Raw genomic sequence first — 25,890 nt, forward strand, 5'->3', positions numbered from 1 at the left:
ATGAGCGTAAGGTTAAACATGTCCCTTCAGCCTGTATTGAGTATCGTTGTTGCGGTTTATAACGGCGAAAAGTTTTTACCCCATTTTTTTGACAGCTTAATTGCCCAAAAACTCGAAAACTGGGAACTGATCGTTGTGAACGATGGTTCAAAAGATGATAGCGAATCCGTGATCCTTCAATACGAAGATAAGTTTGAGAATTTCAAAGTACTCACTCAGGAAAATGGTGGTGTTTCCGTTGCGCGTAATACTGGAATGGCTGTCGCAACAGGGAAATACATCACTTTCCCTGATATTGATGATGAAATTGATGCCAGAATGTATGGCCGCTTATTAGAGATTGCCTTAGCGGGTGATCTGGACGTAGCTACGTGTAATGGTACTTATGTTTATACTAATGGAGATGCTCCGAAGGCTATTTTCCCGCCGAATAAAGTGCCTTCTACTGGCGTGATTACGGGTCCTCAATGGCTACAAATTGGCTTGAGCTCCCGTAAATTTCTCCATGTAACATGGTTGAATCTGTATCGTTTGTCATTAATTCGAGAACACAATTTTACCTTTGAACCTAGATTGCACCATCAAGATATTCCTTGGACTACCGAAATGCTGCTGGTTGCCAAACGCGTGCAGTTTATCAATGAACAATATTATGAATATCTGATCCATAACCAATCTGTTTCTCACTCTTTAACCGGAGATGAGCGCTCAGTACGTAAGATCAATACCTACCTGAAGATCTTGGATATGTTGATGGATATCTATAAACGTCATCCTGAGGAAGTGAAACAAGCACCGGCCTGCTTATGGCAAGTGGGGAAAGAAGGTTTAGGTGTTGTTTTAGCGCTATTAGCCATCAAATCACCGGAAACGCAAAAGCAGATGGTCCAGCTGTTTTTTGATAAAGGTTACTGGGATATTGTTTGGAAGCATGCCACAACGCTGAAATTAAAATGGCGTTTGATCCGTCGTTACAGCAAATTGAAAGCCATTATCAATAAATAGTTTTCTAGCAGCCTTCGGGGCTGCTCTATTTTACCCTTCCTGTACTCCCTTAGAACTCGCCTTCAACTTATTAAATAATTGATAAAATATTATTAATGTTTATGGCATATAATGTGAGTTAATTAACATATTAATAACAAAAAAATTGAGCTTCCTCTCAGAATATGGTCTTTATAGGGCTATAGTTCGCCTGAATATACACGGTGATAAATTATTAATAAGTTAATGAGCGAGGGCTGAATGGATCATTATCTGCATAAATTACCTGACCTTATTGACTCCGTGGCAACCAACCAGTTTTACCCTAATTTGTTGTCATGGCTGTCCTCTTTTGTGGCTTTTGATAACGCCATTATCTATGCCTTCGAAAAAGAAGGCGCACCGCGCTTTCTGTCAAAAGTTGAAAAGCGTAATAGCGACAGTATCAATCGTATTTATCAGCGTGGCGCCTATTTGATGGATCCTTTCTATCAAGAGCTACAAAAGGGTGGCAGCTCTAAGGTGCTAACATTGAAAGACGTGGCACCGAAAGGATTTTATCATACTGATTATTATCTTAATTTTTATCGTAAGACGGGGTGGTGTGATGAGGCGGGTTTATTGCTGGAGCTATCAGCCGATAAGCAATTAGGTATTTTCTTCGGTAATGAAGATCAACCTTTTCTTTCAGACGAAAATAAACAAGCCTCATTAAAAGATGCTTTTGATATTATTCGAAGTATTGCTCGATTACATAAGGAAGTAGTCCCTAATTCAGTTTCTAGCCATTACCGCAATACTGACTTACAGACTTGCTTTGGTTTGACGCCAAGAGAGTGTGAGGTTGTTGAATTAATTTTGGAAGGTAAAGGTTCCCCGCAAATTGCCGAAGCGCTGTTTATTAGCTTGGGTACTGTCAAAAATCACCGTAAGAATATCTATCAAAAATTAGAGATCAACTCTCAAGTTGAATTGTTTAATTTGTTAATGACTCCAATAAAACAGTAATTGAGTGGGGTTAGTTTATTTCTGGTATATATCAGATGGTTAAACTAAGGCGTTAAAATAAGTTTTATTTTTCAATCAATTACAATTTACTTTCAGTAGTAAAACACTCCTTGTCTTCTCTCTTTATCAGAATATGTAATATTTTCTATTAATATAATAATAAATATTTATCTTTTTGAATTTAAACATAAAAGATTTAAATTGATTTAATTTTGTTTATAAGTAAATATTGTATCCACGTCACAAATGTTAACTTTATGTTTCGAATGTCCCTAAAGGGCTATGTAACTGTTAATGATTGGTTAAGATAATCAAGGTTATTGCAAGATACTAGATAGGGTATCCATTATGAATAACCAAGTAGAATCATTAACTTATTACTCAGCAACTAAAAAATATGACCTGCGATTCTCAACCTTGAAAGAAGACATTGATGTAGATGTCGTGATCATCGGGGGGGGATTCTCAGGAATTAATACAGCATTGGAATTGTGTGAAAAGGGCATTACCAACATTGCTATCTTGGAAGGTCGTCATCTTGGTTATGGCGGCACAGGGCGCAATGGTGGGCAAGTGATGGCCGGTATTGGTCATGACCTAGACGCGATTAAAAAGCATGTTGGTTCTGAAGGTTTAGAAACGATTTTTAAACTGAGTAACATGGGCGCGGGGATCATGCGTGACCGTATCGCCAAATACAATATTGATGCGGATTTTTGCCATGGTTACGCCTATTTAGGTAGCAATAAGCGCCAAGAGAAAACCCTGCGCAGTTGGTTGGCGGATTTTAAGGCTGTCGCGCCAGATGAAGAAATTGAATTTTATGCAGGTTCAGATTTAAAGCAGATCATCGGATCTGACGCTTATACATGTGGGATCAAACACATGGGCGGCGGGCATGTTCACTCACTTAACCTGTTACTGGGGGAAGCGAAAGCAGTGAGTGAATATGGCGCAAAAATTTTTGAAAACAGCCAAGTATTAAATGTTGAGTATGGCGATACGGTAACGGTTCGTACCGCGATGGGCTCCGTAAAAGCGAAAAAAATGTTGTGGGCGTGTGATGGTTTCTTGAATGGTCTTGAGCCAACGTTATACCCAAAAACAATTAACACCTATGCCTATCAGTTAATGACAGAAGAGCTTTCTGATGAACTGATTGAACGTATTAGCCCAATTCGTGGGGCATACAGCGATATTCGCCCAGTCATCGATTACTACCGTGTGACCAATGAAAATCGCCTTCTATTTGGTAGCTCGACGTACTTTTTAGAATACATTCCATCTGACTTGAAAGAGTGGAACCGTAAATTGATGCTGAATGTTTTCCCATACCTGAAAGACGTCAAAATCGAGCTGGCATGGGGTGGCCCAATGGCGTGCAGTGCCAACCTGTTCCCGCAAATTGGCACGATCCCAGGTCATAAAAACGTGTTCTACGTGCAAGGCTACTCGGGCTTTGGTGTTACGCCGAGCCAGATAGTGTGCAAGGTGCTTGCTGAGGGGATGGTTGAAGGCTCCAGCCGTTATGATCTGATGAGCTCGATTCCTCATGCTGACATTATGGGGAAAGACAGCATGCGCAATGCCATTGTGTCACTTGCCAAGTGTTGGCATCAGTTATCAGGATATTGGCAAGGTCGCCGCTAAGTTTTCCTAAATTTAATGTCCATTTTTGATTTTATTACATAAGAGAAGGTAAGAAAGATGATCAGCCCATTACTGTTAAACAAAGCACTTCCTGAATTACTGAACATTGGTAGCGTGAGCAATTTAGGTTCTGTGGTTGTTGAAGGCGACCCACAAGCAAGCGTGGCGATGATCCACGGCGAGCCAACAGATAATCTGACTTGCGGTATTTTTGCGTGTACAACAGGTAAATTTAAGATGGTTTACCCATTTGATGAAATGGCAACTGTCCATGAAGGCTCGGTGAAATTAACCGACGTGAAAACAGGTGTTACCGTGGAATACCACAAAGGCGACACTTGGTTTGCAGCCAAAGGCACTGAAGTACTTTGGGAAATCAGCACACCACGTTTTGTAAAACACTATTTAGCCTGCGTGAATGCGTAATTCGATAAATTAACGAGGTGGAGATAACGATGAGTGAGTTAACCCTGTTACCAGAAGTGAGAGAATTCTTGAACCGTCAACACGGTCATTTTATTAATGGATTGCCTGTTTCTGGCAAGGGAGATGCTTATTTTGAAGTCGTGGATCCAGCCACCGAGCAAGTGATTGCGAAAGTGAAAGAAGGGACTCGCGAAGAAGTTGATACAGCGATGAATGCGGCATATGCCGCATTTAAAGGCTCATGGGCAAATACCACACCGATGGAACGAGGCAACTGTTTGAATCGTTTAGCGGATTTGCTCGAAAAACACTTAGAAGAATTGGCGCAATTAGAAACCTTAAGTTCTGGGAAAACCATTCAGTTATCACGTTTTCTGGAAGTAGGATCAGCGGCGCAGTTTTTACGTTATTTTGCGGGCTGGGCAACCAAAATTAGCGGTGAAACCCTGAATGTTTCTTTGCCATCATTTAATGGCGAAAAATACTCGGCATTCACCCAGCGTGAGCCCGTCGGGGTGGTTGCGGGGATTATTCCATGGAACTTCTCCATTATGATTTCCATTTGGAAATTAGCAGCCGCATTGACATGTGGCTGCACGATTGTACTGAAGCCAAGTGAGTTTACTCCTCTGACCATGTTACGCGTGGCTGAACTCGCTAAAGAAGCGGGTATTCCCGATGGCGTGATTAACATCGTTAATGGTGGCGGTCGCGAAGTGGGGACTGCTTTAATCAGCCATGAACTTTGTTCGAAAGTGACCTTTACAGGCTCTGTTCCGACTGGATTGGCGGTAGGGCGCTCAGCGATGGAAGGCAAACTGACTCGCGTCACATTAGAATTGGGCGGTAAAAACGGTGCAGCATTCTTAGCGGATTTATCCGTGGATAAGATTGTGAGCGGCATCATTGAAGCGGGTTATTTAAACCAAGGGCAAATTTGTGCAGCCGCGGAGCGTTTCTATATTCCATCTAAATTGATGGATGCGGTTCTGGACGAACTAAAAGCGCGTTTATCGGCAATAAAGATTGGTTCTCCATTAGATGAAACCACAGAAATGGGGCCATTAGCCAATAAAGCCCATTACGATAAGATCTTAAGCCTATTTGAAAAAGCACGCCAAGATGGTAGCGAAATTGTCTATGGCGGGCAGCCAATTGCTGGAGCGGGTTACTTTGTACCGCCTACGATTATTCGCGCAAATGGCCCAGATGATGTGTTAATGAAAGAAGAGACATTTGGTCCTATCGGTACGTTCTTAGCTTATGATGATGAAAAAGAGCTGGTTACGATGATGAATAGCACGCCATTTGGTTTAGCGGCGAGCGTGTGGACGAATGATCTTAGTAAAGCAATGCGCATGGTTTCACAAATTGAAGCAGGAACCGTTTGGGTGAATATGCACACTTTCCTCGACCCAGCAGTGCCTTTCGGTGGCATTAAGTCGTCTGGAATTGGTCGTGAATTTGGTAGTGCATTTATCGAACACTACACTGAATTAAAGTCCGTCATGGTGCGTTATTAGAGCGTTAGTGGTTTTGTTTTTTCTGTAAAGCAACAGTTTTCCCGGCCAATGTGCCGGGATTTTTTATAGAATTTTATCTTGGCGGATAATAAATCCAGATGAAACTAATTCAGTCCGGTTGCTTACATTGGCTTTGGTAAAAATATTACGAAGGTGGGTTTTCACGGTGGAAAGCGAAACGCCCAATAGCAACGCAATACGTTTATTACTGGCGCCTTCTCGCACTAAGTGAATAATTTCCTGCTCTTTCGGGGTATAGGAAACCAGAGAATCAGGTCGCACATCAAATGTCATAAGCTCCGCAATCGGTAAGATTGCATTGAGCCTAATCACCTCTTCTGGCGTAAATGGTGTATCGCGTAGCACGGAAATTCCCGCCACAATCTTATTTTTACGGCGAATAAAAATCTCTGCCATATCCGCGATATGGTTCGGTTGCATAAAATCATGGAAGAAGGTTTGATCGTGCTGACGCATTTCCATCGGCATCTTCACTAAACGGAGATCCTCACCGCGAAAATGGTCGGGATGTAAGGGATCGTGCTGGGAAAAGGCCGAGAGATACTCTTCATGCATACGTGCGGAAATCCCATACAGTACATGGTTTTCTGGCTGCCAGTGTTCATTCACCAGATAATAAACCGCCGCAGAAATTGGAATGATATGGGCAATTGTATTTAGGCAGCAGTCGATTAAGCCCTGTTGACTCTCACTAAATAGCGGTTGAACCATCATCATACCCCATCAAAATATACAGTTTACTATCATGCAATTTAATTCAATTAACATAAAGTAAACATGTTAATAACGTGAGCTTGATTACACTATTCAAAACTTGTTTTTTATCGCTTAGCGGGAGTTTGCTGCCTTTGGGTATCTTTCGTAGTGCATTTGTTAATATATTAATGAGGCAATTTTCAACTAACCATTGATATTTCAATGATTATTATATTATTTGAGTTTTAAAAGGGTACTTTTCGTCTTGGACTCTGCGCGCGCCCCTCTCTATGGGTATCGTTCTAAAGGACGATGGCGACATGTTTGTGCTTATTTCTATAGTGAGAATACAGTCACTTCGTTTTTACAAAAAATTCACAATTCGGGCTGTGAGCAGAGAGAGGGAAGCAAAATGAATTTATCCTCAAAATTAACATCACATATTGAAAAAGGTAAGGTCGGCTTTCCAACAACGCTCGCCAGTTCGGTTGGCGTGATTATGGCAAGCCCTGTGATCCTCACTGTAACCAGTGGTTTTGGGATCGGCGGTGATACTTTTGCCTTAGCTGTTTTACTGAGCTTTATCATGATGCAGGCTCAATTAACCACATTTTCTGAAGCGGCGGCAATTTTACCAACCTCCGGTTCTGTTTACGACTATATCTCCTGCGGTATGGGCCGTTTTTGGGCGATTACAGGGGCGCTGTCTGCCTATCTGATTGTTCACGTTTTTGCTGGCACCGCAGAGACCATTCTGTCCGGTATTATGGCATTAGTGAACTTTGAAAGCCTGAATACAGTGCTGGAAACCAACAACTCCTCTTGGATGGTGGGTGTTGGTTTAGTCGTGGCATTCGGCTTACTGAATGCATTTGGTATCGAAGCTTTTGGTAAAGTGGAAGTTGTGCTGACATTTGCTATGTGGAGCACGCTAGTGATTTTCAGTATTTGCGGTTTGCTGATGCCATTTCACGTTTCCGCAGAAGGCTGGTTTGGTCAAGGGCTGAATATTTCTGACCCGACCATTGTTCTTAGCTTTGTGGGAATGGCGATGTTTATGTTTGTCGGCTGTGAGTTAGTGACACCGATGGCGCCTGAAATTAAAAACTCAGCCAAAGTGATCCCGCGTGCGATGGCGATTGGTTTATGTGGCGTAGCATTCTGTATGTTCTTGTTTGGTGCAGCACTGACTAACCAAGTCGAAAACGTGATTGTCGATCCGCAAAATGGTGTGAGTCTATTAGAAACGCCAATGGCTATTCCTGCGTTTGCTGGACAAATTATGGGTGACTTCGGTAAATACTGGATTGGGATTGCATTGTTGCTGGCGGGTGGGGCGACCATCAACACCTTAATGGCAGCGGTTCCGCGTATTCTTTACGGTATGGCGTTAGATGGTGCATTACCAAAGGTATTCGCTTATTTACACCCTCGTTTTAAAACGCCAGTGTTCGGTATTTTAGTGGCGGTGATGATCCCATGTTTACACGCATTTGCTATCCAAGGGGATTTAGACAGAATTATCCCGTTGGTGCTGGCGGCTGTGTGTTCGTGGGGAACGGCGTACTTATTGGTGACGATTTCTGTGGTGCTATTGCGTATTCGTCGACCTGATTTACATCGTGCTTATCGCTCACCATTCTTCCCTATCCCACAAATTATTTCGAGTGTGGGGATCATCCTTGCGATTGTTTACATCACGCCGCCAGGCATGAATAAAGCGGATGTGTATATCCCATTTGCCATTATGTTGGGATTAACCGCGAGTTATGCATTAGGTTGGACCGTGTTAGTGCAGAAAGTGAATCCATTTAAACCTGTTCCGGTTGAACAAGTATTATCCAACTCATTTGAAGATGACAATGCAGAGGAGGTGGAACTTGAGCCTTTACGTAACCTTGCCTAAGTCACCATGGTGGAAAAAGTTAACCCAAAAGCGCCTCCCGACAGGGTATCAAGCGGGGTTAACGCTAAATCGGATAGAGAAAGATATCGCCCCTTATGTTTGTGAATGGGGGGCACCTGGAATGCTCCTCATCCAATTGCCTCAAGGCATTAAAGTGGAAGTGACTGAGCGTGTAAAAACCTTGTTTATGGCGTTTATTGTGCATAGCCGTTTTGCAGTTTCAGGTAAATGTGATAGTGCGCTGGTGGCACAGATTGATGTGAAAACCGCAGGATCTGCGCGGAAAAAACACGTTCAGTTCACGACACAACAAACGGATGGGAAACGTTTGGTCGAAAGTTTGGAGCAGTACCCTGTGATCCGCCAAACTTTCGAAGAGCTAGACTTCACTCATTGTCATATTGCTGTCAAAAATGGGGTTTGGCGGTGTGACATTGAGCCTTATACCGCATCGGAAATGGTTAGTCGGATCCCAGCTGCTCGGCGTTATTTACGTTTGACTGAGCAGCAGCGTCACCGTTTATTGAGTGCACTGCAGCTGATTTCACAGCTCATGAGCCAACCTATTTCTCATCCATAACGCCCAAATCGGGCGTTTCGCATTTATGACAATCATCTTTATATCGACATAAAACCGTCATTCAACTGTCATCTAGCTGCTCTAGCATGCTGGTCAACTATTCGAAGCATACTTATTTACTCTTCTTATTGATTGGCAAGGATAAAATTTATGACAGGTCATTTTATGAAATCTATGTTAGCCGTCGCCGTAAGTACGTTAATTCTAGGAACTGCAATCCCAACTTATGCCGCGGATAAAAATGATGCAGTTTCAGAAAGTCGCGCTGCAAAAGGGGATATCACTAAATTTGGTGGTGCTCGCCGTTTATCGACTGAACAGACGGATATCATGAAAGCAGCACTGCATAATGGTCAAGCAAAGAACGTCATTTTATTTATCGGCGATGGTATGGGTGATTCTGAAATTACCGTCGCACGTAACTATGCAGAAGGCGCTGGCGGTTTCTTTAAAGGAATCGATGCACTGCCAATCACTGGGCAATACACCCATTACGCATTAGACAAGAAAACACAAAAACCAGACTATGTAACTGATTCTGCGGCATCTGCAACTGCATGGTCTTCCGGTGTGAAAACCTATAACGGCGCTTTAGGGATTGATGTGTTTGGTAACGACCATGACACATTGATTGAAATTGCAAAACGTAATGGCAAAGCAACGGGCAACGTGACGACATCGGAAATCCAAGATGCAACGCCAGCGGCTCAATTTGCTCACGTGACGGGGCGTAAATGTTACGGTCCAGAAGAAACCAGTGAAAAATGTGCAACTAATGCATTAGAAAATGGCGGTCGTGGTTCTATCTCTGAACAGTTAATGATCACCCGCGCCGATGTCACATTAGGTGGTGGTGCAAAAAGCTTTAAGCAGGAAGCTAAAGCGGGTGATTACAAAGGGAAAACCTTGGAAAAACAAGCGGAAGAGCGTGGATTCACTATCGTTCGTGATGCTAAGTCACTCGATGCAATCAAAGAAGCTAACCAAGATAAGCCAGTGTTAGGCCTGTTCCATGATGGCAATATGACCGTGGCGTGGGAAGGTCCAAAAGCCACTTATCACGGCAACTTAAATAATGCAGCTTTAGAGTGTAAACCGAATTCTAAGTTAGACCCGAATGCACCGACATTAGCGCAAATGACGGAAAAAGCGATTGATTTACTGAAAGTAAATCCGAATGGCTTCTTCTTACAGGTTGAAAGCGCATCTATCGATAAACAGGATCATAAAGCGAACCCATGTGGCCAAATCGGCGAGACTGTCTCGCTGGATCAAGCAGTGCAAGTGGGCTTAGATTTCGCTAAGAAGCACGGTGATACGCTGGTTATCGTGACGGCTGACCACTCGCATTCTAGTCAAATTATTCCAGACGGAACTAAGTCATCAGGCTTAACTCAAGCGCTGATTACTAAAGATGGTACCGTGATGACCGTGAACTACGGTAACTCCGAAGAAGAAGATTCACAGGAGCATACAGGTGCTCAGCTACGTGTTGCAGCTTATGGTCCACATGCCGCGAACGTGATGGGTCTGACCGACCAAACCGATTTGTTCTTTACCATGCGCGATGCGATGGGATTGAAGCAATAAACCAACCCCTGTAGTTAAAAGTTCTCTGTGGCAGGATGCTGCAGAGAACTTTTTTGTTTATAAAGTCCAATAAATCCTCATTAAGTTTCCTTATTCATGCCCTGATTTCTTTTTTATTGTGTAGTCTGTATGCTCTCTATGTATCCGATTTATATAATATTTATATCCGAACAAAGAGAACAATAATAATGAGAGAAGTACGTGAACTCACGCGGGATGAAATCCCAAATGTGTGGTCGATTGATAGAACTGAATTGATTGAACACCTTTATCTTCACCAACAAGGAAAATTAGTTCTTTCCGCTCAGCGTTTTGATATGAAAGGTTGGCCGGAAGGTGAAACCGATGCATACACCCCACATTTACTGAAAAGTTATGATAATGGTGCCGTTTTCTTTGGTATTTTTGATGACGAAAAACTGATTGCGGCGGCGAGTTTAGATAACGTATGGCGAGGAGAAAATCAGGATCTGTTACAACTTTCTTTCCTTCATGTTAGTCACCAATATCGTGGTGAAGGGCTGGGTAGCCAGCTTTTCAAATTTTGTCAGCAGAGGGCGTTGGAGAAAGGCGCTGGTGGGTTGTATATTTCTGCAACCCCTTCCGAAAACACGGTACATTTTTATCAATATATGGGCTGTGAACTGCTCGAAAAGCCAGATCCTGAACTGTTTGCGCTAGAGCCTGAGGATATTCACTTTGTTTGTATTTTTGAGTGATGTTTTCACAGTGGGGAGATATTTTTCCCCACAAAAATTTGATTGATTTTTATAGAAACGCAGATATTATTGATAATCATTATTATCTTTAGCAAAATTATAGGCTAATTAAGAGTTAGCTAAAAACTCGTTAGCTATAAATGGGAGGCGTTATGGGAACTAGCGTATCAAAAGCAACAGGGTTGCGGCGTATTGGTGCTGGTTTGTGGGGCGTCTTCGCGGTGGTGTTACTGAGTATTATGTATTTGCTAAGCAATATGGGGTTTGATCCACTGAAAGTGGCGATGATCACCTTGATGATTACGACGGCAGGCATGCTGTTTAATCGAGGTTCTCGCCGCTTATTAATTATTCCAGCAGTGATGTCTTTAGGCTGTTTTTTGCTGATTTTTATTATGCGAAGCTAAGATTATCTAAGCGATATCTCGGTTAGGAATATTGCGTGAATGGCTATTGAGAATTGAATATCTGAAGATTGAATTTTTCAAGATTAAGGCTACGAATCATTAACAGTGGTGCGAAAGGGGGGACTTGAACCCCCACGTCCATAGGACACTAACACCTGAAGCTAGCGCGTCTACCAATTCCGCCACCCTCGCAAATACTGTCAAAATTCTTTCTATTGATACTTGTCTATATCATGCTCAACGCATAGATAATTGAAATTATGATATGAGCTTTCTTACTCAAAAGAATTTCAATTAGATAAAGGCGACAAACGCCGCTATTCCGTTGAGCATAGATAACTATGTGATACGGATAGCGAAGAGCAGTCAACGCATAGATAATTGAAATTATGAAGAGTAAGTGGTGCGAAAGGGGGGACTTGAACCCCCACGTCCAAAGGACACTAACACCTGAAGCTAGCGCGTCTACCAATTCCGCCACCCTCGCAATACTAACTCTTTTGCATAATTGCTCATGCATCAATAGTACGGTGCGGATTTTAGGCTAATTTGCGCAGACGTCAATAAATTTTTATCAACGCTATCTTGTTTGATGAAAAAACGGCCAACTTATAAAGTTGACCGTTAGAAACAAAATCGACAATGGGATAATTCCGTCGTTTTAGCGCTTAATGGCTTCGTAAACTTTGAATTTACCTGTCTTAGCCAGAACCACATGACCGCCAAACGCTTTATCCAGTAAGTCAGGATAAGGTAAAAATGCGTTCGCCACGATCCGTAAGCGTCCGCCTTTTTTCAGGTGCTTAGGTGCTTGGAAAATCAGTGTTTCTACCGCGTTATAACTGGTGTTGATCCCATCATGGAACGGTGGATTTGAAATGATCCAATCAAATTTATCATCAACATCGGAATAGACGTCGCTTGGGATCACTTTTCCGGTAAGGTTGTTGGCTGCTAATGTTGCTGTAGCGGAATCAATCGCGGATGCGCTGACATCACTCAGAGTTAAGGTGACATCCGGATTTTGTGAGCCGATAACCGCAGCGAGTACGCCGTTACCACAAGCCAGATCAAGCACATTACCACTCATTGGCTCAGTTAATGTGGATAGCAGTAAATCACTGCCGATATCTAACTCGTTATGGCTGAATACACCTGGAAGCGCATGAATTTTCACGCTATCAACCTGATAGTTACGCCACCAGCGTTTAATATCAAATTCGGTTGGTTGCTCGAGTTCACCATAATAGAGCCCACAACGGCGTGCCGAGTCAATTTTTTGCAGTGTTGCAATCCCATCCATAATCGCTTCGGCACTTTTTACGCCACTGCGATTTTCGCCGACGATAAAAATTTGGCTGCCAGCAGCAAGATGGGTACATAAGTCATCAAGTTGGAACGCGGCTTCTTGTTTGTTCTTAGACCAAAAGTAAATTAAGGTGTCGCAAGGTTTAACGAATTCCGCGGTTGCTGTTGAAGCAAACAGAACATTTTCACCCAATGCCGGCTGTAAGTTTTTCCAGCGATGGTACTGGTTAGTGAGCACGCGCACGCTGGCGGCTTCTAAAATTGCGCCCAGTTCATCCTGAATATCGCCTGCCAAAAGAACATGACGATCGGTAAAGTGCTCTAAATGGCGTTGAATAACTTCGCTGGCGGGTGTCAGTAATGACATATTCTGTCTATCTCCTAAAATGAATATAACCACGCGGACTACCTTACCAGAAAAAAGATAAATAGCATTGCTCTGTTGGCGCTATTAATCCCCTTTGATAAGATGTGGTTGTTAACTAACGACTGGGTAAAGCAATGACACGACGTGACAGACTTTTAGAACAAATGGGGATCACTCAATGGATGGTGAGAAATCCGACTGTGTTACGTGGTGAACGTGGTGTACGCATTCCTGAGTCGACTAAGCTTATTATTATCACTGATGAGAACCTTGATTTAAACAGCCAGCTGCTAAAAGATATTTTTCTCACAATGAAGATCGATGAGATTGACGTTGTATGCATTAATTCTGAGCAGCTCAAACTCATTCCAACACCAATAACAATACCTTGTTGGGTGATAGGGGATGGCATTCATCCCGAGGGTTCAAAAGTCACATTTATTTCTCCTGTTTTGTCTGAACTGATAGCAAGCAGCAATGCTAAACAGGCACTATGGAAACAAATTTATCAATATGATGAAAATTTCAACACTCAAGCAATCTGATCTCGCCACAGCCTTCTTAATTGAAAAGTTAAGCCATGATTTTCCGTGGACTGAGCGAGTTTTTTATGGAAACCAAGGTGAAAAGTACCATAATCTAAAAATATCAGTTAATAATCAAATTGTTGGGTATGCAATAACTCAGTATGTATTAGATGAAGCTACGCTGTTTAACATTGCCATTCATCCTGATTTTCAAGGGCGTGGTTATGGGCGTATGTTATTAGAAAGATTAATTAACGACCTTGTTAATCGAGGTATTTCAACGCTATGGCTGGAAGTGCGAGAATCGAACACCTCAGCCATTCATCTGTATGACAAACTCGGTTTTCAACAGGCTACTGTGCGTAAAGATTATTATCCAACGAAAACAGGCCGAGAAGATGCGTTAGTACTGGCATTAACCTTGTTCAGTGAAGATATGTTTAGTCAAAAAGCGTAATCCATTTTTCTAAAGAAAAACCACGGTAGCCCAGCAGCCACCGTGGTTTTTTATAACCTTCACGAGCCTATCATTTACGATTTTTCTGTTTCCGTGAAGATAGGTTTTCTCAAGCGCCCAACTTTTTCTTTCAGGCTCCTTTTGACTTTGGTCGTCGCTTTGACTTCTTCATTCAGACCTTTATAGGTTGAGTAGCACATAATCAACATTAACACCGAAAGTGGGATTGCGGTGGCGACAAGTGCGGACTGTAAACCAGTGAGTCCTCCCGTCATGATAAGCACGATAGCAATCGCCGCAATGACCACTCCCCAGATAGTTTTGGTCACATGGCTTGGATTTGGATTACCATTCTCACTGACCATACCTAAGACGAATACCGCTGAGTTTGCTGACGTAATAAAGAACACCATCACCAAGACCATGGCTAAGATACTGATTAACGTTGGTGCTGGGAAATAATCTAAGAATTTAAACAGTGCAGACGTGACATCGGTTTTGACTGCATCCGCTAAGGCCACTTCACCGAGATTTTGGATGATATGGATGGCTGAGCCGCCCATCACCGCAAACCAAGCAAATGAACCTAACACCGGAATAAATACGGCACCAATCATAAACTCTTTGATTGTACGACCTTTGGAAATACGCGCGACGAAGCTACCCACTAATGGTGCCCATGCAATCCACCAGCCGAAATAAAACAGTGTCCAGTTAGCAATCCACGAACCATCATTATAAGGCTCAGTACGGAATGACATGCTGACGAAATTTTGCATGTAATCCCCGATACCTTGGAACAGTACTTTCAAGATAGTTTGTGTTGGACCAGCAAACAGAATAAACCCCATTAATGCGAAGGCAAGCAACATGTTGAGGTTCGAAAGGTGCTTAATGGCGCCCTGTAATCCTGAAATGGTCGAGGCGATATAAATAACAGTCACAACGGCAATAATCGTGATTTGAATATAAATACTAACAGGCAAATCCCACAGATAATGCATTCCGCTGTTGACTTGTAACGTACCAAACCCGAGGGATGTAGCGATACCAATCACTATGGATAACACGACTAGTACATCCACCCATTTTCCAATTGACCCTTTGATACGATCGCCAATTAATGGATAAAACACGGAACTTAATGAAGAGGGCAATTTTTTTCTGAACTGGAAAAAGGCTAAAGAAACTCCGACTAAGGCATAGCAAGCCCAAGCCGAAACGCCCCAATGCAGATAGACATATTGCATCGCTGTTTTTGCGGATTGCTCCGTCATTCCTGGTCCCATTGGCGGGCTAATATAGTAAGAAACGGGTTCGGCTACGCCCCAAAATACCAAACTGATCCCAATCGATGCGCTAAACAGCATACCGACCCAAGTGGCCGTGTTGTATTCCGGTTTGTCATTATCATCGCCTAAGCGAATATGACCAAACTTCGAAAATCCCAGGTACATACAGAAGCTAAAAAAAATGAAAACGGCGCCGAGAATAAACCAACCTAAGTTGTTATAGATAAAGCTCAGGGCCGAGTGTGAAAATGTTTCCAGTTTGTCGGGAATAAAAGCCCCTAAGCCTATAAGGATAAGGCTAAAGGCGAGGGATACGTAAAATACAGACCTTTTATGATTCATCATACCTCTTCTCCAGTTGCTCACTTCTTTATTATCGCTTTTGTTGAGTCGTTATTTTGCAGGTGATGCTTACTTTGGGTTTACAAAGGATAGCCATTCAAAGATTGCCCAGTCAACAACTAATTAACTAAACATTAACATTGTAATTATTAAATTATGATGCAATGCATTGAATTAAATCATAAATAATTTTATTTATAAAACCTACCGAGATTTTGTTTGATCATTATTGCGATCTTCGTTAACATTCGCCTAAAAGATGTTAACTATAAGTTTACAAAAAGAGAGGGCAATTATGAGCAATGCAGCTAAAGTCATTTCGATTAATGATCACCTTGATATAGATAATGCATGGACTATCCCTGCACGTTATTACACATCCGAAGACATTTTTGATTTTGAAAAAGAAAAAATCTTTGCTAACTCATGGGTTTGTGTTGGTCATGTGAGTGAAGTAAAAGAAAAAAATGCCTATATTACTCGCCAATTAATTGGTGAAAGCCTTGTGATTGTTCGTGGTCGTGATGATGTTTTGCGCGGCTTTTATAACGTTTGCCCTCATCGTGGTCATCAGTTGATCAGCGGTGATGGCGGGAAAATGAAAAACGTGATTACCTGCCCTTATCATGCTTGGGCATTCAAGTTGGATGGGCAGTTGGCACATGCAACTAACTGTGAAAACGTGAATAACTTTGAAGCGGATGCGATGTCATTAAGTTCTTTCCATGTGACTGAGCACGCAGGCTTTATCTATGTAAACTTGACGGACGGTGTGCCTCAACCAATTGAAGAGCAGTTACCCGGTTTAGCCGAAAAAATGGAAGAAGCGTGCGCGGTTATCAATGACCTGAAATTAGCAGCGCGTTTTGTTAGCCATACTCCGGCTAACTGGAAAACCATCGTTGATAACTACATTGAATGCTATCACTGCCCGACTAACCACGTTAGCTTTGCCAGCTCTGTGGATGTGAATGTGTATGAGCACCTGCTTAAAGATAATTGGACGGTACAAATCGGTAAAGCCAAGCCCTCTGAATCCTCTTATCAGTTCGATGAGTCAGTATTAGACCCGCGTTTCTTTGGTTTTTGGATTTGGCCAAGCACCATGTTCAATATGCCTCCTGGCGGCGATTTTATGACCGTGATTTATGAATTCCCGGTGAATGCGGGCGAGACATTGCAGCATTACGATATCTATTTCTTGAATGAAGAACTGACGGAATATCAGAAAAATTTAGTGGAATGGTACCGCACGGTATTCCGTCCTGAAGATTTACGTTTGGTGGAAAGTGTACAAAAAGGCCTGCGTTCCCGTGGATATCGTGGTCAAGGACGCATTATGGCCGATAGACAACGTAGTGGGATCAGCGAGCACGGTGTTGCCCACTTCCACAAAATTGTAGCTGGCGCTCACTCAGAATAATCGCAAGGGATGGGAGACGTGACGATGAACAGGTTAAAACATGCCGCACTATTTCGCCAAGCCTGCTATATCAATGGTCGCTGGGTAGAAACGGAGAACAAAATTCCCGTGACCAATCCGGCGTCTCAAACAGTGCTGGGGACCATCCCCAGCCTAACAGCGACACAGGTTGATGAAGCCATTGAGCAAGCCCATACCGCGATGGCAGGATGGAGCCAATTAACGGCAAAAGCGCGCTCAATTATTTTGCGCCGTTGGTTTGAGTTAATTGAGGAAAACATTGATGATCTTGGGTTGCTGATGACCCTTGAGCAAGGTAAGCCGCTGCATGAAGCAAAAGGCGAAATTCGTTATGCAGCCTCTTTTATTGAGTGGTTTGCAGAGGAAGGTAAGCGTGTTTATGGGGAAACGATTCCACAAACCGTTGGAACAAATCGCCTTTCTACGATCAAGCAACCCATTGGCGTGTGCAGCGCGATTACGCCTTGGAATTTCCCTGCGGCGATGATCACGCGTAAAGCGGCGCCGGCACTTGCAGCAGGGTGCAGTATCATCATCAAGCCGGCCACCGAAACGCCATTTACCGCATTAGCATTGGCTCAACTTGCTGATGAAGCGGGGATCCCTGCGGGTATTTTTAATGTGGTCACTGGGGAATCTCGTATTCTGGGGGAAAGACTGACCAAACATGCGCTGATCAGTAAGTTTTCTTTTACAGGGTCAACACAAGTGGGGCGTGTATTAGCGGAGCAGTGCGCATCGACTATCAAGAAAACGTCGCTTGAATTAGGTGGAAACGCACCATTTATTGTTTTCGACGATGCGGATATCGATAAAGCGGTCACTAGCGCTATCCAAGCCAAATTCCGCAATGGTGGGCAAACCTGTGTCTGTGTTAACCGTTTTTATCTTCATGATGCCATTTTTGATGAATTCGAACGCAAGTTTGTGGCGCAAGTTGCCAAGTTAAAAGTCGGCAATGGTGTGGATGCCGGGGTCGATATTGGGCCGATGATCACCACGAAAGCGATTGATGGAATGAATCAACTTCTTGAGGATGCTCTTGCTAAAGGCGCGCGCCGAGTGACATTAGGTTCTGAAATTGAGGAGCACGGTCACTTTATCAACCCGAAAGTGCTGGTGGATGTTGATGATTCAATGGATATCGTCCATGAAGAGATTTTTGGCCCGATTGCCACATTGATTCGATTTAGTGATGAAGATGAAGTGCTTCGCCGTGCCAATAACACCATATATGGTTTAGCCGCTTATTTCTTTTCTCGGGATGTAAACCGTATTTACCGAGTGGCTGAAAAGCTGCAAAGCGGCATGGTTGGGATCAATACCGGTTTGATTTCTAACGAAGTAGCTCCGTTTGGTGGGGTTAAACAGTCGGGGTTAGGTAAAGAAGGCTCCCATTATGGTATCGATGATTATTTAAGTATCAAATATCTGTGTCTTGATATCGCGTAACGGAAAAAGGAACTGTGATGAGCCAACAAAAAATAGCGGTGAATGTTAGCCGAATTGAACAGGTCAGCCCAACCATTAAAATGTTCGAATTCGTGGCGCAAGAAGGACAACTTAGCCCGTTTAGCGCGGGGAGCCATGTCACGGTTCACATGGATGAACAAGCTGGACTACAACGTGCTTATTCATTAATAAGCGACCCTAAGCAGTGCGATCGTTACTGTATCTCTGTTTTGCGTGACCAGAACTCGAAAGGGGGTTCTGTTTTCATGCACGATAACATTGCGCAGGGGGATGCACTCTATTTATCCCCTGCGCAAAATTTTTTCGCATTAGCGCAAGAGCAGGACAGCAAACATATTTTGATCGCAGGAGGGATTGGGATCACACCATTTTTATCCTACTTGTATGAGCTTGAGCACTCAGGAATGAATTTTGAGCTTCATTACGGGTTCAGTGATAAAGCGACGGCGGCGTTTGTTGATGAATTGCAGGCGCGTATTGGTGCTCGTTTATTCACCTATGATAAATCCCAAGGCCAACGGATGTCCGTTACCACATTAATTCAATCCCAACCTAAAAATAGCCATGTGTATGTCTGTGGGCCTGAAAGACTGATTAATGAAGTCATTGAACGCGGCAATCAACACCTTGGCAGCGCACAAGTGCATTTTGAAAATTTTGGCGAAGTAGCGAGTGAGGGAGACTCTTTTGAAGTGCATTTTCAGCGTTCAGGATTCAGTTTACAGGTTGCGGAAGACCAATCTATTTTGCAGGTTATCGAAGCGGATAAGCGCATAAAGGTGGAATGTATGTGCCGTAATGGCGTTTGTGGAACCTGTGAAACGGCAATTTTGGAAGGGGAGGCCGACCATCGTGATTTGTATCTTGATGACGATGAAAAAGCTGAGCAAAAAACCATGATGCTGTGTGTGTCTCGGGCGAAAGGAAAACGGCTGGTGTTAGATTTATAATCACGATTTCTTAGGTTTATCGCCGCGAAACCCCAGCTTAATCACTGGGGTTTTTACTGTTATTTATGATGGTTTTAATTCAAACATTAAGAAGGATTGATGCTCATCATTAAGATGATGATAGGCGGTGATCTGTTTGTCTTGAAACACAATTTGCCCACGGCCTGTTTGGATAACATCGTCGAGCCACGTTTTATGATTAATGGCTAATTGATACAGAAGGCGCTGTAAGGCTAAATAATCAATATCTGTTGATTGGCTTTTAAGATTACTGGCAAGGATTTCTCCGGCTGTATCGGTAAAGGCAACCAAATGTTGGAAGTGAGTCAGTAACACATCAAAGTAGCATTTGATTTTTCGTAGACGTAATTCATTGTTTTTACGCTCAGTATTATCCAAGCTGATCCCAACTAATTTTGTGACTTTGCCGTTAGGGCCTTTGACGCCAGCAGCTCTGGATGTGATCCAGCGGTAGTCACCTTCCCAGTTGATTTTAAAATCCATTTCATGGGCGCCGCCTTCTTTAATAATTTTGGAGTAACCATTGACCAGCTTATCTTTGGATGCCGGATCCATTAACGCCCAGAAATCTTCGTTGGTGGTAATTTTTATGCCATACACCGCTTCAACGTTATCGGAATAATTCAGCTCACCAGTCAATAAATCCCATTCCCAAGTAACGATCTCCGCCGATTCTTGTAAATGCACTTCATTGATATTGCGCGTGCCGCCTACTCCAGATAGCGAATGTTGGGATTGCGTGTATTCGCCATACTTGAGCCAAATCTTATCGACATCGAGTAAATCAGCCAGCTTATTGAGATTATCTTCGTCAATCATGCCGCCTTTTGTCCACTTATTGACAGCAGTACGGGAAACGCCAAGTTGTTCCCCAACTTTTAACTGGCTCATTTTTTTCTGTTTCAATAGCTTGAGTAAGCGCTCTTTAAAAGTCTCTGGTTCGGTCATTAATGGGCATCCAATTGGTTATATTCATCCCCAAAGATGGGTGGTAAATGGGTGGCGAGATACTTTTCAAGATTTTCAATGAAAACTCTAAGACTAGCACTATTACGTAAACTACGTGAATAAACAGCAAAAACGTCAGCACCTTGATGCCATTGCGGTAGAACGCGCACTAGTTTTCCTGACTGAAGTTCAGGGAGTACACTCCAAAGTGAACGTAATAAAATCCCTTCACCGCTGAGGCACCATTGTTTGGCGACTTCGCCGTTATTGACCATTAATTTACTGTTCGGCGTGATGGTCATGCTTTCTTGTTGGTGCTCTAATTTCCAGATTGCGGGAGCTTGATTGCGTTCTTTGATGGCAATACACAAATGTTTCTGTTCGAGCTCTTGGGGTAAAGAAGGCTGCCCATATTTTTGAATATACGCGGGAGAGGCGCAAAGCACTCGGTTATTGCGGGCTAACCGACGTGCAATAAATTGATCCGAAATAGTGCCGCCAATGCAGATATCAAGATCGATATTCTCACTGATGATATCGACTGATCGATCTGTTAATGTCAGATCAATACCTAAAAGCGGGTAATCGGCACGTAATGCCAGTATAAAGGGATTCAGGTAGGTGCTACCAAAGCCTGTACTGCAACTGATGCGCAGTTCTCCTCGGATCTCTTCGCGACAAGCTTGTAATTCTCCCTGCATGCGCTCCAATTCTTCCAGTAACAACTCACTGCTACGCAGAACAATTCTCCCTTCTGGCGTCAATTGAATAGCGCGAGCACTACGGAAAAACAGCGTTTGCCCTAAGTTTTCTTCTAGTAATTTAATGCGTTTCGATATATAGGCTGGAGATACCAATAGTTGTTCAGCCGCTTGGGAGAAGCTCATCAATCGGGCGACCGTGACAAATACACGGATATCTTCAAGCAAAGGTAGCTTGTTCATAGTTTGTAAACCTAGGGATTACAGTTCATGCCTATACTTTATCACAGCAAGCCATAAACTGGAGAACATGCATAGATAATAATAAGGGCGTTGAAAATGGCACAATTCAATATAGCAGTCATTCCGGGTGATGGAATCGGAACGGAAGTGATCCCTGAAGGATTACGTGTTTTAGAGGCAGCAGCACAAAAGCACGGTGTAAAGCTTAACTTTACACACTTTGACTGGTCGTGTGAAACCTATCACCGTACAGGGCGCATGATGCCGGAAGATGGTTTAGAACAACTGAAAAAATTTGATGCTATTTTCTTAGGTGCAGTTGGGTTTCCTGGAGTTCCCGACCATATTTCCTTATGGGGTTTGTTACTACCAATTCGCCGTGCATTTAATCAATATGTGAATCTGCGCCCGGTTCGTTTATTTGAAGGGATTAAATGCCCGCTGGCGGATAAAAAACCGGGTGATATTGATTTTTATGTAGTGCGTGAAAACGTAGAGGGCGAATATTCTGCAATTGGCGGAATTCAGTATGAAGGGACGGAAGACGAAATGGTGTCCCAGCAAAGTATTTTTACCCGTAAAGGAACTGACCGAATTTTAAAATATGCTTTCGAACTTGCCCATTCTCGCGATAAAAAACATTTAAGTTCAGCCACGAAATCCAATGGATTATTTCACTCAATGCCGTATTGGGATAGCCGTGTGGCTGAAATGGCAAAACAGTATCCAGATGTGAAAGTTGACCAATTCCACATTGATATTTTTGCGGCTAACTTAGTGAGAATGCCGGAATTTTATGATGTGATTGTGGGATCAAACTTATTTGGGGATATTTTGTCAGATCTTGGGCCCGCATGTACGGGGACGATTGCAATTGCACCGTCCGCGAATATCAACCCTGAAAAACAGTTCCCATCGATGTTTGAACCTGTGCATGGTTCCGCACCAGATATTGCTGGGAAAAATATTGCCAACCCAATTGGGACTATCTGGGCGGCAGCGATGATGATGCAGCATCTCGGTTGCCAAGAAATGCACGATACGATTATGTCAGCGGTTGAAACGGCGATTCGAGAACGTCGTCACTTGACTCGCGATATGGGCGGAAACGCCAGCACACAAGAATTGGGGCTGGAAATTGCTCAGTTAGTGGCTGCGTCGGTGTAAGTTTATTGGGCTCCATCCTGTGGGTGGAGCGCCTAACATTTCAGGCTCTGATTGTTTATAACCCCAAGATCTGCGAAAATAACCGCCAATTACGATTAACAATACGGATTTGCTGCGCTTAGAGCCACCTCGAGCCTCTTCCTGATGCCCATACAAATCTGGATATAGACGAAAAGAACGGTTAAATGACAGATCAGAATTTTCTCCATGAAGTTAGCACCCGTAGAACGTTTGCTATCATTTCGCACCCTGATGCCGCCCAGCCTTTCAACGCTTAAAACCACCTTTCATTGCACACCACAATCACATCTCTACGTACTGAATTTAAAGGCTTTTTGTCTTTTTCTCGTTTCTTTGCTTTTCAATGATGTTCAAGCGTAACCTCGGAAAATGTGTACAAACTTGAGTACAAATCGCCATATTTACCGTTTTTAGCCAAATTCCATGACACAAACCTAGCTGTAGGCCTTGTTCCTACTGGGTTTTAGCCAAAACTTGCCTATATTTTTTATGCCAAAAATCGAGAAATGATGGTAAGACGTTCGCGATTATCTCTAATTGTTTGCCGGTTGAGTTGGTTACCGGTTGCTTTCTTGCTGTCCTAAAAGTTCATTTGTATGGGCCTGATCTTCTGAACAAATCATGCATCTTTCTGACCATCAACAAGTGATGAATCAGGCGATGATAGCTTTACATTGATTTTCAGGAGAATGCAGATGACAGCAGTAGCGCACCAAGTAACCCCTTTTCTAACGTCTTACGAAGTTATGGCTCGTTACCACATTAGCTATACGACGCTCTGGCGAAGAATAAAAGATGGCAGCTTGCCGCAACCTCGTATCAACCGAAATACACGAAACAAGCTGTGGCACATTGAAGACTTGGAGGAGTATGAGAAGAATTAGGAATAGATAGCGTAGCTTAGTTTTTCTGTTGGAGCTTGGACTAACGCTTTGAAACGCCGGCTTGTGCCAACAATATAGTTAATATGTACACCAACTTAGGCTAAGATAGCAGCATGGATTTTTTATTGATTGGATGGATAGGTAAGTGACGACTCCTCAAGAACGGACAACAGGTATTACAAATGCGTCGATAAAAAAACGTTTCGGCTCAATTCCCGCTTGGAAGATGTTGAGTGAATATATCTGGAACGGTTTGGATGCTGGTGCATCAGATATTGATGTCATTATTAACACCTGTGATCTCGGCGGGGTGGAGTCAATAGAGATCCATGATAATGGTGAAGGAATTGACTTTCATAACCTAGACCGAAATTTTGATAATTGGGATGACTCATCCAAAAAACAGGTTACCCAAAAAGGCAGTCAAGGCAGAGGGCGGTATTCATTTCATAAATATGCTGCAACAGCAACCTGGCTTACGAGAAGACAATCTGAGAATGCACGTATTACCATAGACTCGTCTCGTATTAAAACGTACAAAGTTGAGTTGATCGACGATAAAGAACAGCATAGTAGTATTCTTTCAAATGGAAGTGGGACATCAGTATTTCTTACGGGCATTACGAGTGAAAAATCTCAAAAAATCCCTAATATTGAAAATATCATGGAGGAGCTTTCAAATGAATTTGGTTGGAAGCTAATAGTTTTTTCTAACCTTAAAATATCAGTTAATAGAGTCCGAGTGACGCCTCCCCAACATAGGTTGTTTCAAGAGCTTATAGATGTTGATGGAAATATATTTAGTTCAAGTATCATTCAGTGGATAAAAAAACCATCTGGTGAAAAGTCATACAATTATTTTAGAGATTCAAAAGAACATCAGAAGTATAGAAATCTGACTGGTTTTAACTACAAAAACAATTTTTTCATAAGTGGATATATACAATCTGAGTGGTTCGATAATTTTCAAGATACCTCATCTCCAAATGCTGATCTCTTCATTAGTGAAAAGAGTGATGGGAATAAAGTTTTAGCTATGCTGCTAAAAGAACTGCGCAACAAAACAGCCGAGATTTATCAGGGGTTCCTTAGAGAAAGAGCTGTTCAGCTTGTCGATTCTTTCGAAGAAAAAGGATATTTTCCTGTTTACAATTGGGAGTCTGACGAAGATCGTTCCTTTAGAATTGCACATACGAAGAAATTAGTAACTAGTATCTGCGTTGCTGATCCAGCAGCTTTTAATGGGCTAAAGGCTAAGCAAACAAAAATTATAATCGGTTTGCTTGATAGGCTATCTACATCAAGTGAAAATGATAGTTTGATAGATATATTGGAAGGCGTTTTAGACTTAAATAAGGAGCAAATGGATGAATTTGCATCTCAAATAAGTAAATCTAAACTTGATTATATAATTAGCACGATTGGACACATTCATAAGCGAGATCTAGTCGTACAGAAAATGAAGTACCTTTTTAAAGAGCACGCTAAAGAAGTTCTAGAAACACCAGACTTACAAGGTATTATTGAGGCTAATACATGGTTGTTTGGCCCTCAGTACACAACTATAGGTGCCGAAGAGGATGACTTTTCTAATACAGCTAGAAATCTTCGGAATTCAGATATTGAAATATTGGATGGGGACGATATCAGTACCAGTGATCTTATTGAAGGCGCTACCATAGAGGGGGCAAAAGGCCAAGTAGATTTGTTTCTTGCACGCAAAATGGTCACAATTGATCATTCTACACAAGAAGAATTTATTAAATGTACGATCATTGAAATAAAAAGACCAAGTGTAGCATTGAATAAGAAACATTTAGCTCAAGCTGAACGTTATGCTGAGGTACTTGATAAGCATCCTGCCTTTAATGATGAGAGAATGAGATTTGATGTTGTTCTTGTTGGAACTAAAATCTCCCAGAATGATACTCAAATTACAAGGCGGTTGAAAGACCTTGCTGGTAAGGGCGGCGCGGGCCTTGTTTCCGGGGCGGATGAAAGAATTCGAGTATACGTTAAAAGTTGGTCTACAATTTTTAATGATTTCGAGGTGACTCATAGTGCTTTATTACAAAAGCTAAAAATAAAGAGAAGCGAGCTAGAGTATAAATCTAAGCAAACCCTTGTGGATGAATTGCAAATACCTCTCTCTGAGGCGTCGTGAGACTTATAATAATTATTCGATAAGTTGTTTTTTTGTAACTGGAAAAACAACTAATCTAAACCGAGCCAAAT

Annotated in this window: 23 protein-coding genes and 2 tRNA genes; 18 read left to right on the forward strand and 7 right to left on the reverse strand. The window is 42.5% G+C overall.

Going from position 1 to position 25,890, the window contains the following annotated elements; genetic code table 11:
* The first annotated feature begins 18 nt into the window (after positions 1 to 18).
* From H0913_RS03010 to H0913_RS03030, 5 genes are all read left to right on the forward strand, one after another.
* Positions 19 to 1,005, forward strand: coding sequence for a glycosyltransferase (locus H0913_RS03010; RefSeq protein WP_181477974.1), 987 nt, complete (start codon positions 19 to 21; stop codon positions 1,003 to 1,005).
* A 240-nt stretch (positions 1,006 to 1,245) separates the two neighbouring features.
* Positions 1,246 to 1,992 (forward strand): helix-turn-helix transcriptional regulator, encoded by a 747-nt coding sequence (locus H0913_RS03015; protein ID WP_181477975.1) that lies wholly within the window; start codon positions 1,246 to 1,248, stop codon positions 1,990 to 1,992.
* A 348-nt stretch (positions 1,993 to 2,340) separates the two neighbouring features.
* Positions 2,341 to 3,642, forward strand: a complete 1,302-nt coding sequence (locus H0913_RS03020; RefSeq protein ID WP_154637938.1) for an NAD(P)/FAD-dependent oxidoreductase — start codon at positions 2,341 to 2,343, stop codon at positions 3,640 to 3,642.
* Positions 3,643 to 3,699: 57 nt separating this feature from the next.
* The gene (locus H0913_RS03025; RefSeq protein WP_154602814.1) at positions 3,700 to 4,068 is read left to right on the forward strand and encodes a cupin domain-containing protein; all 369 of its coding nucleotides are present in this window, start codon (positions 3,700 to 3,702) and stop codon (positions 4,066 to 4,068) included.
* 29 nt (positions 4,069 to 4,097) lie between these two features.
* Complete coding sequence (locus H0913_RS03030; protein WP_181477976.1) at positions 4,098 to 5,591, forward strand: aldehyde dehydrogenase family protein; 1,494 nt, start codon at positions 4,098 to 4,100, stop codon at positions 5,589 to 5,591.
* Between the two features lie 63 nt (positions 5,592 to 5,654).
* On the opposite strand, the gene H0913_RS03035 is transcribed toward H0913_RS03030, so the two are convergent.
* A complete protein-coding gene (locus H0913_RS03035; protein WP_154637989.1) occupies positions 5,655 to 6,323 on the reverse strand; it encodes a helix-turn-helix transcriptional regulator in 669 nt (222 codons plus the stop codon).
* A 397-nt stretch (positions 6,324 to 6,720) separates the two neighbouring features.
* Here H0913_RS03035 and H0913_RS03040 point away from each other — a divergent pair, with 397 nt between their 5' ends.
* The 5 genes from H0913_RS03040 to H0913_RS03060 all read left to right on the forward strand — a co-directional run bounded on the left by H0913_RS03040 (position 6,721) and on the right by H0913_RS03060 (position 11,510).
* Positions 6,721 to 8,214 carry an APC family permease gene (locus tag H0913_RS03040; RefSeq protein WP_154602812.1) on the forward strand — a complete coding sequence of 498 codons (1,494 nt, stop codon included), beginning with the start codon at positions 6,721 to 6,723 and terminating at the stop codon, positions 8,212 to 8,214.
* Positions 8,189 to 8,794 carry a DUF3156 family protein gene (locus H0913_RS03045; RefSeq protein WP_232368821.1) on the forward strand — a complete coding sequence of 202 codons (606 nt, stop codon included), beginning with the start codon at positions 8,189 to 8,191 and terminating at the stop codon, positions 8,792 to 8,794. Before H0913_RS03040 ends, H0913_RS03045 begins: the two co-directional genes overlap by 26 nt.
* Positions 8,795 to 8,944: 150 nt before the next feature.
* Positions 8,945 to 10,384, forward strand: a complete 1,440-nt coding sequence (gene phoA, locus H0913_RS03050) for an alkaline phosphatase (RefSeq protein ID WP_154637940.1) — start codon at positions 8,945 to 8,947, stop codon at positions 10,382 to 10,384.
* Between the two features lie 188 nt (positions 10,385 to 10,572).
* Positions 10,573 to 11,103: a GNAT family N-acetyltransferase gene (locus H0913_RS03055; RefSeq protein ID WP_181477977.1), complete on the forward strand. Its 531-nt coding sequence runs from the start codon at positions 10,573 to 10,575 to the stop codon at positions 11,101 to 11,103.
* Between the two features lie 152 nt (positions 11,104 to 11,255).
* Positions 11,256 to 11,510 carry a DUF1435 family protein gene (locus H0913_RS03060; RefSeq protein ID WP_181477978.1) on the forward strand — a complete coding sequence of 85 codons (255 nt, stop codon included), beginning with the start codon at positions 11,256 to 11,258 and terminating at the stop codon, positions 11,508 to 11,510.
* 106 nt (positions 11,511 to 11,616) lie between these two features.
* Here H0913_RS03060 and H0913_RS03065 read toward each other — a convergent pair.
* The 3 genes from H0913_RS03065 to rsmC form a co-directional block, all read right to left on the reverse strand.
* Positions 11,617 to 11,702 (reverse strand) — tRNA-Leu (locus H0913_RS03065).
* Positions 11,703 to 11,911: 209 nt separating this feature from the next.
* Positions 11,912 to 11,997 (reverse strand) — tRNA-Leu (locus tag H0913_RS03070).
* A 174-nt stretch (positions 11,998 to 12,171) separates the two neighbouring features.
* A complete protein-coding gene (gene rsmC, locus H0913_RS03075; RefSeq protein WP_154602809.1) occupies positions 12,172 to 13,185 on the reverse strand; it encodes a 16S rRNA (guanine(1207)-N(2))-methyltransferase RsmC in 1,014 nt (337 codons plus the stop codon).
* A 134-nt stretch (positions 13,186 to 13,319) separates the two neighbouring features.
* Here rsmC and H0913_RS03080 point away from each other — a divergent pair, with 134 nt between their 5' ends.
* Both H0913_RS03080 and rimI read left to right on the forward strand, forming a co-directional pair.
* Complete coding sequence (locus tag H0913_RS03080; protein WP_181477979.1) at positions 13,320 to 13,730, forward strand: DNA polymerase III subunit psi; 411 nt, start codon at positions 13,320 to 13,322, stop codon at positions 13,728 to 13,730.
* Entirely contained in the window at positions 13,699 to 14,169 is a 471-nt protein-coding gene (gene rimI / locus H0913_RS03085) for a ribosomal protein S18-alanine N-acetyltransferase (RefSeq protein WP_154627273.1), read from the forward strand. The genes H0913_RS03080 and rimI overlap by 32 nt, the downstream gene beginning before the upstream one ends.
* 74 nt (positions 14,170 to 14,243) lie before the next feature.
* On the opposite strand, the gene H0913_RS03090 is transcribed toward rimI, so the two are convergent.
* Entirely contained in the window at positions 14,244 to 15,806 is a 1,563-nt protein-coding gene (locus H0913_RS03090; protein WP_154602806.1) for a BCCT family transporter, read from the reverse strand.
* A gap of 292 nt (positions 15,807 to 16,098) precedes the next feature.
* Between H0913_RS03090 and H0913_RS03095 the strand changes: the two genes are divergently transcribed.
* The 3 genes from H0913_RS03095 to H0913_RS03105 are packed head-to-tail and all read left to right on the forward strand — an operon-like array spanning position 16,099 to position 19,670.
* Entirely contained in the window at positions 16,099 to 17,226 is a 1,128-nt protein-coding gene (locus H0913_RS03095; protein ID WP_154637942.1) for an aromatic ring-hydroxylating oxygenase subunit alpha, read from the forward strand.
* Between the two features lie 24 nt (positions 17,227 to 17,250).
* Positions 17,251 to 18,699 carry an NAD-dependent succinate-semialdehyde dehydrogenase gene (locus H0913_RS03100; RefSeq protein WP_181477980.1) on the forward strand — a complete coding sequence of 483 codons (1,449 nt, stop codon included), beginning with the start codon at positions 17,251 to 17,253 and terminating at the stop codon, positions 18,697 to 18,699.
* A gap of 17 nt (positions 18,700 to 18,716) precedes the next feature.
* Positions 18,717 to 19,670: a PDR/VanB family oxidoreductase gene (locus H0913_RS03105; protein ID WP_181477981.1), complete on the forward strand. Its 954-nt coding sequence runs from the start codon at positions 18,717 to 18,719 to the stop codon at positions 19,668 to 19,670.
* Positions 19,671 to 19,733: 63 nt separating this feature from the next.
* Here the strand turns inward: H0913_RS03105 and H0913_RS03110 are convergent, their stop codons facing one another.
* On the reverse strand, positions 19,734 to 20,639 hold the full coding sequence (locus tag H0913_RS03110; RefSeq protein ID WP_154602802.1) for a helix-turn-helix domain-containing protein: 906 nt from the start codon (positions 20,637 to 20,639) through the stop codon (positions 19,734 to 19,736).
* Positions 20,639 to 21,583 carry a LysR substrate-binding domain-containing protein gene (locus H0913_RS03115; protein ID WP_154602801.1) on the reverse strand — a complete coding sequence of 315 codons (945 nt, stop codon included), beginning with the start codon at positions 21,581 to 21,583 and terminating at the stop codon, positions 20,639 to 20,641. Before H0913_RS03115 ends, H0913_RS03110 begins: the two co-directional genes overlap by 1 nt.
* 96 nt (positions 21,584 to 21,679) lie before the next feature.
* Here H0913_RS03115 and H0913_RS03120 point away from each other — a divergent pair, with 96 nt between their 5' ends.
* The 3 genes from H0913_RS03120 (at position 21,680) to H0913_RS03130 (ending at position 25,819) form a co-directional block, all read left to right on the forward strand.
* A complete protein-coding gene (locus H0913_RS03120) occupies positions 21,680 to 22,750 on the forward strand; it encodes a tartrate dehydrogenase (RefSeq protein ID WP_181477982.1) in 1,071 nt (356 codons plus the stop codon).
* Between the two features lie 716 nt (positions 22,751 to 23,466).
* The gene (locus tag H0913_RS18820) at positions 23,467 to 23,655 is read left to right on the forward strand and encodes a helix-turn-helix transcriptional regulator (protein WP_000127615.1); all 189 of its coding nucleotides are present in this window, start codon (positions 23,467 to 23,469) and stop codon (positions 23,653 to 23,655) included.
* Positions 23,656 to 23,800: 145 nt separating this feature from the next.
* Positions 23,801 to 25,819 carry an ATP-binding protein gene (locus H0913_RS03130; RefSeq protein WP_000211147.1) on the forward strand — a complete coding sequence of 673 codons (2,019 nt, stop codon included), beginning with the start codon at positions 23,801 to 23,803 and terminating at the stop codon, positions 25,817 to 25,819.
* The last annotated feature ends 71 nt before the right edge of the window (positions 25,820 to 25,890 follow it).

Source organism: Providencia rettgeri (assembly GCF_013702265.1).
GTDB lineage: Bacteria > Pseudomonadota > Gammaproteobacteria > Enterobacterales > Enterobacteriaceae > Providencia > Providencia zhijiangensis.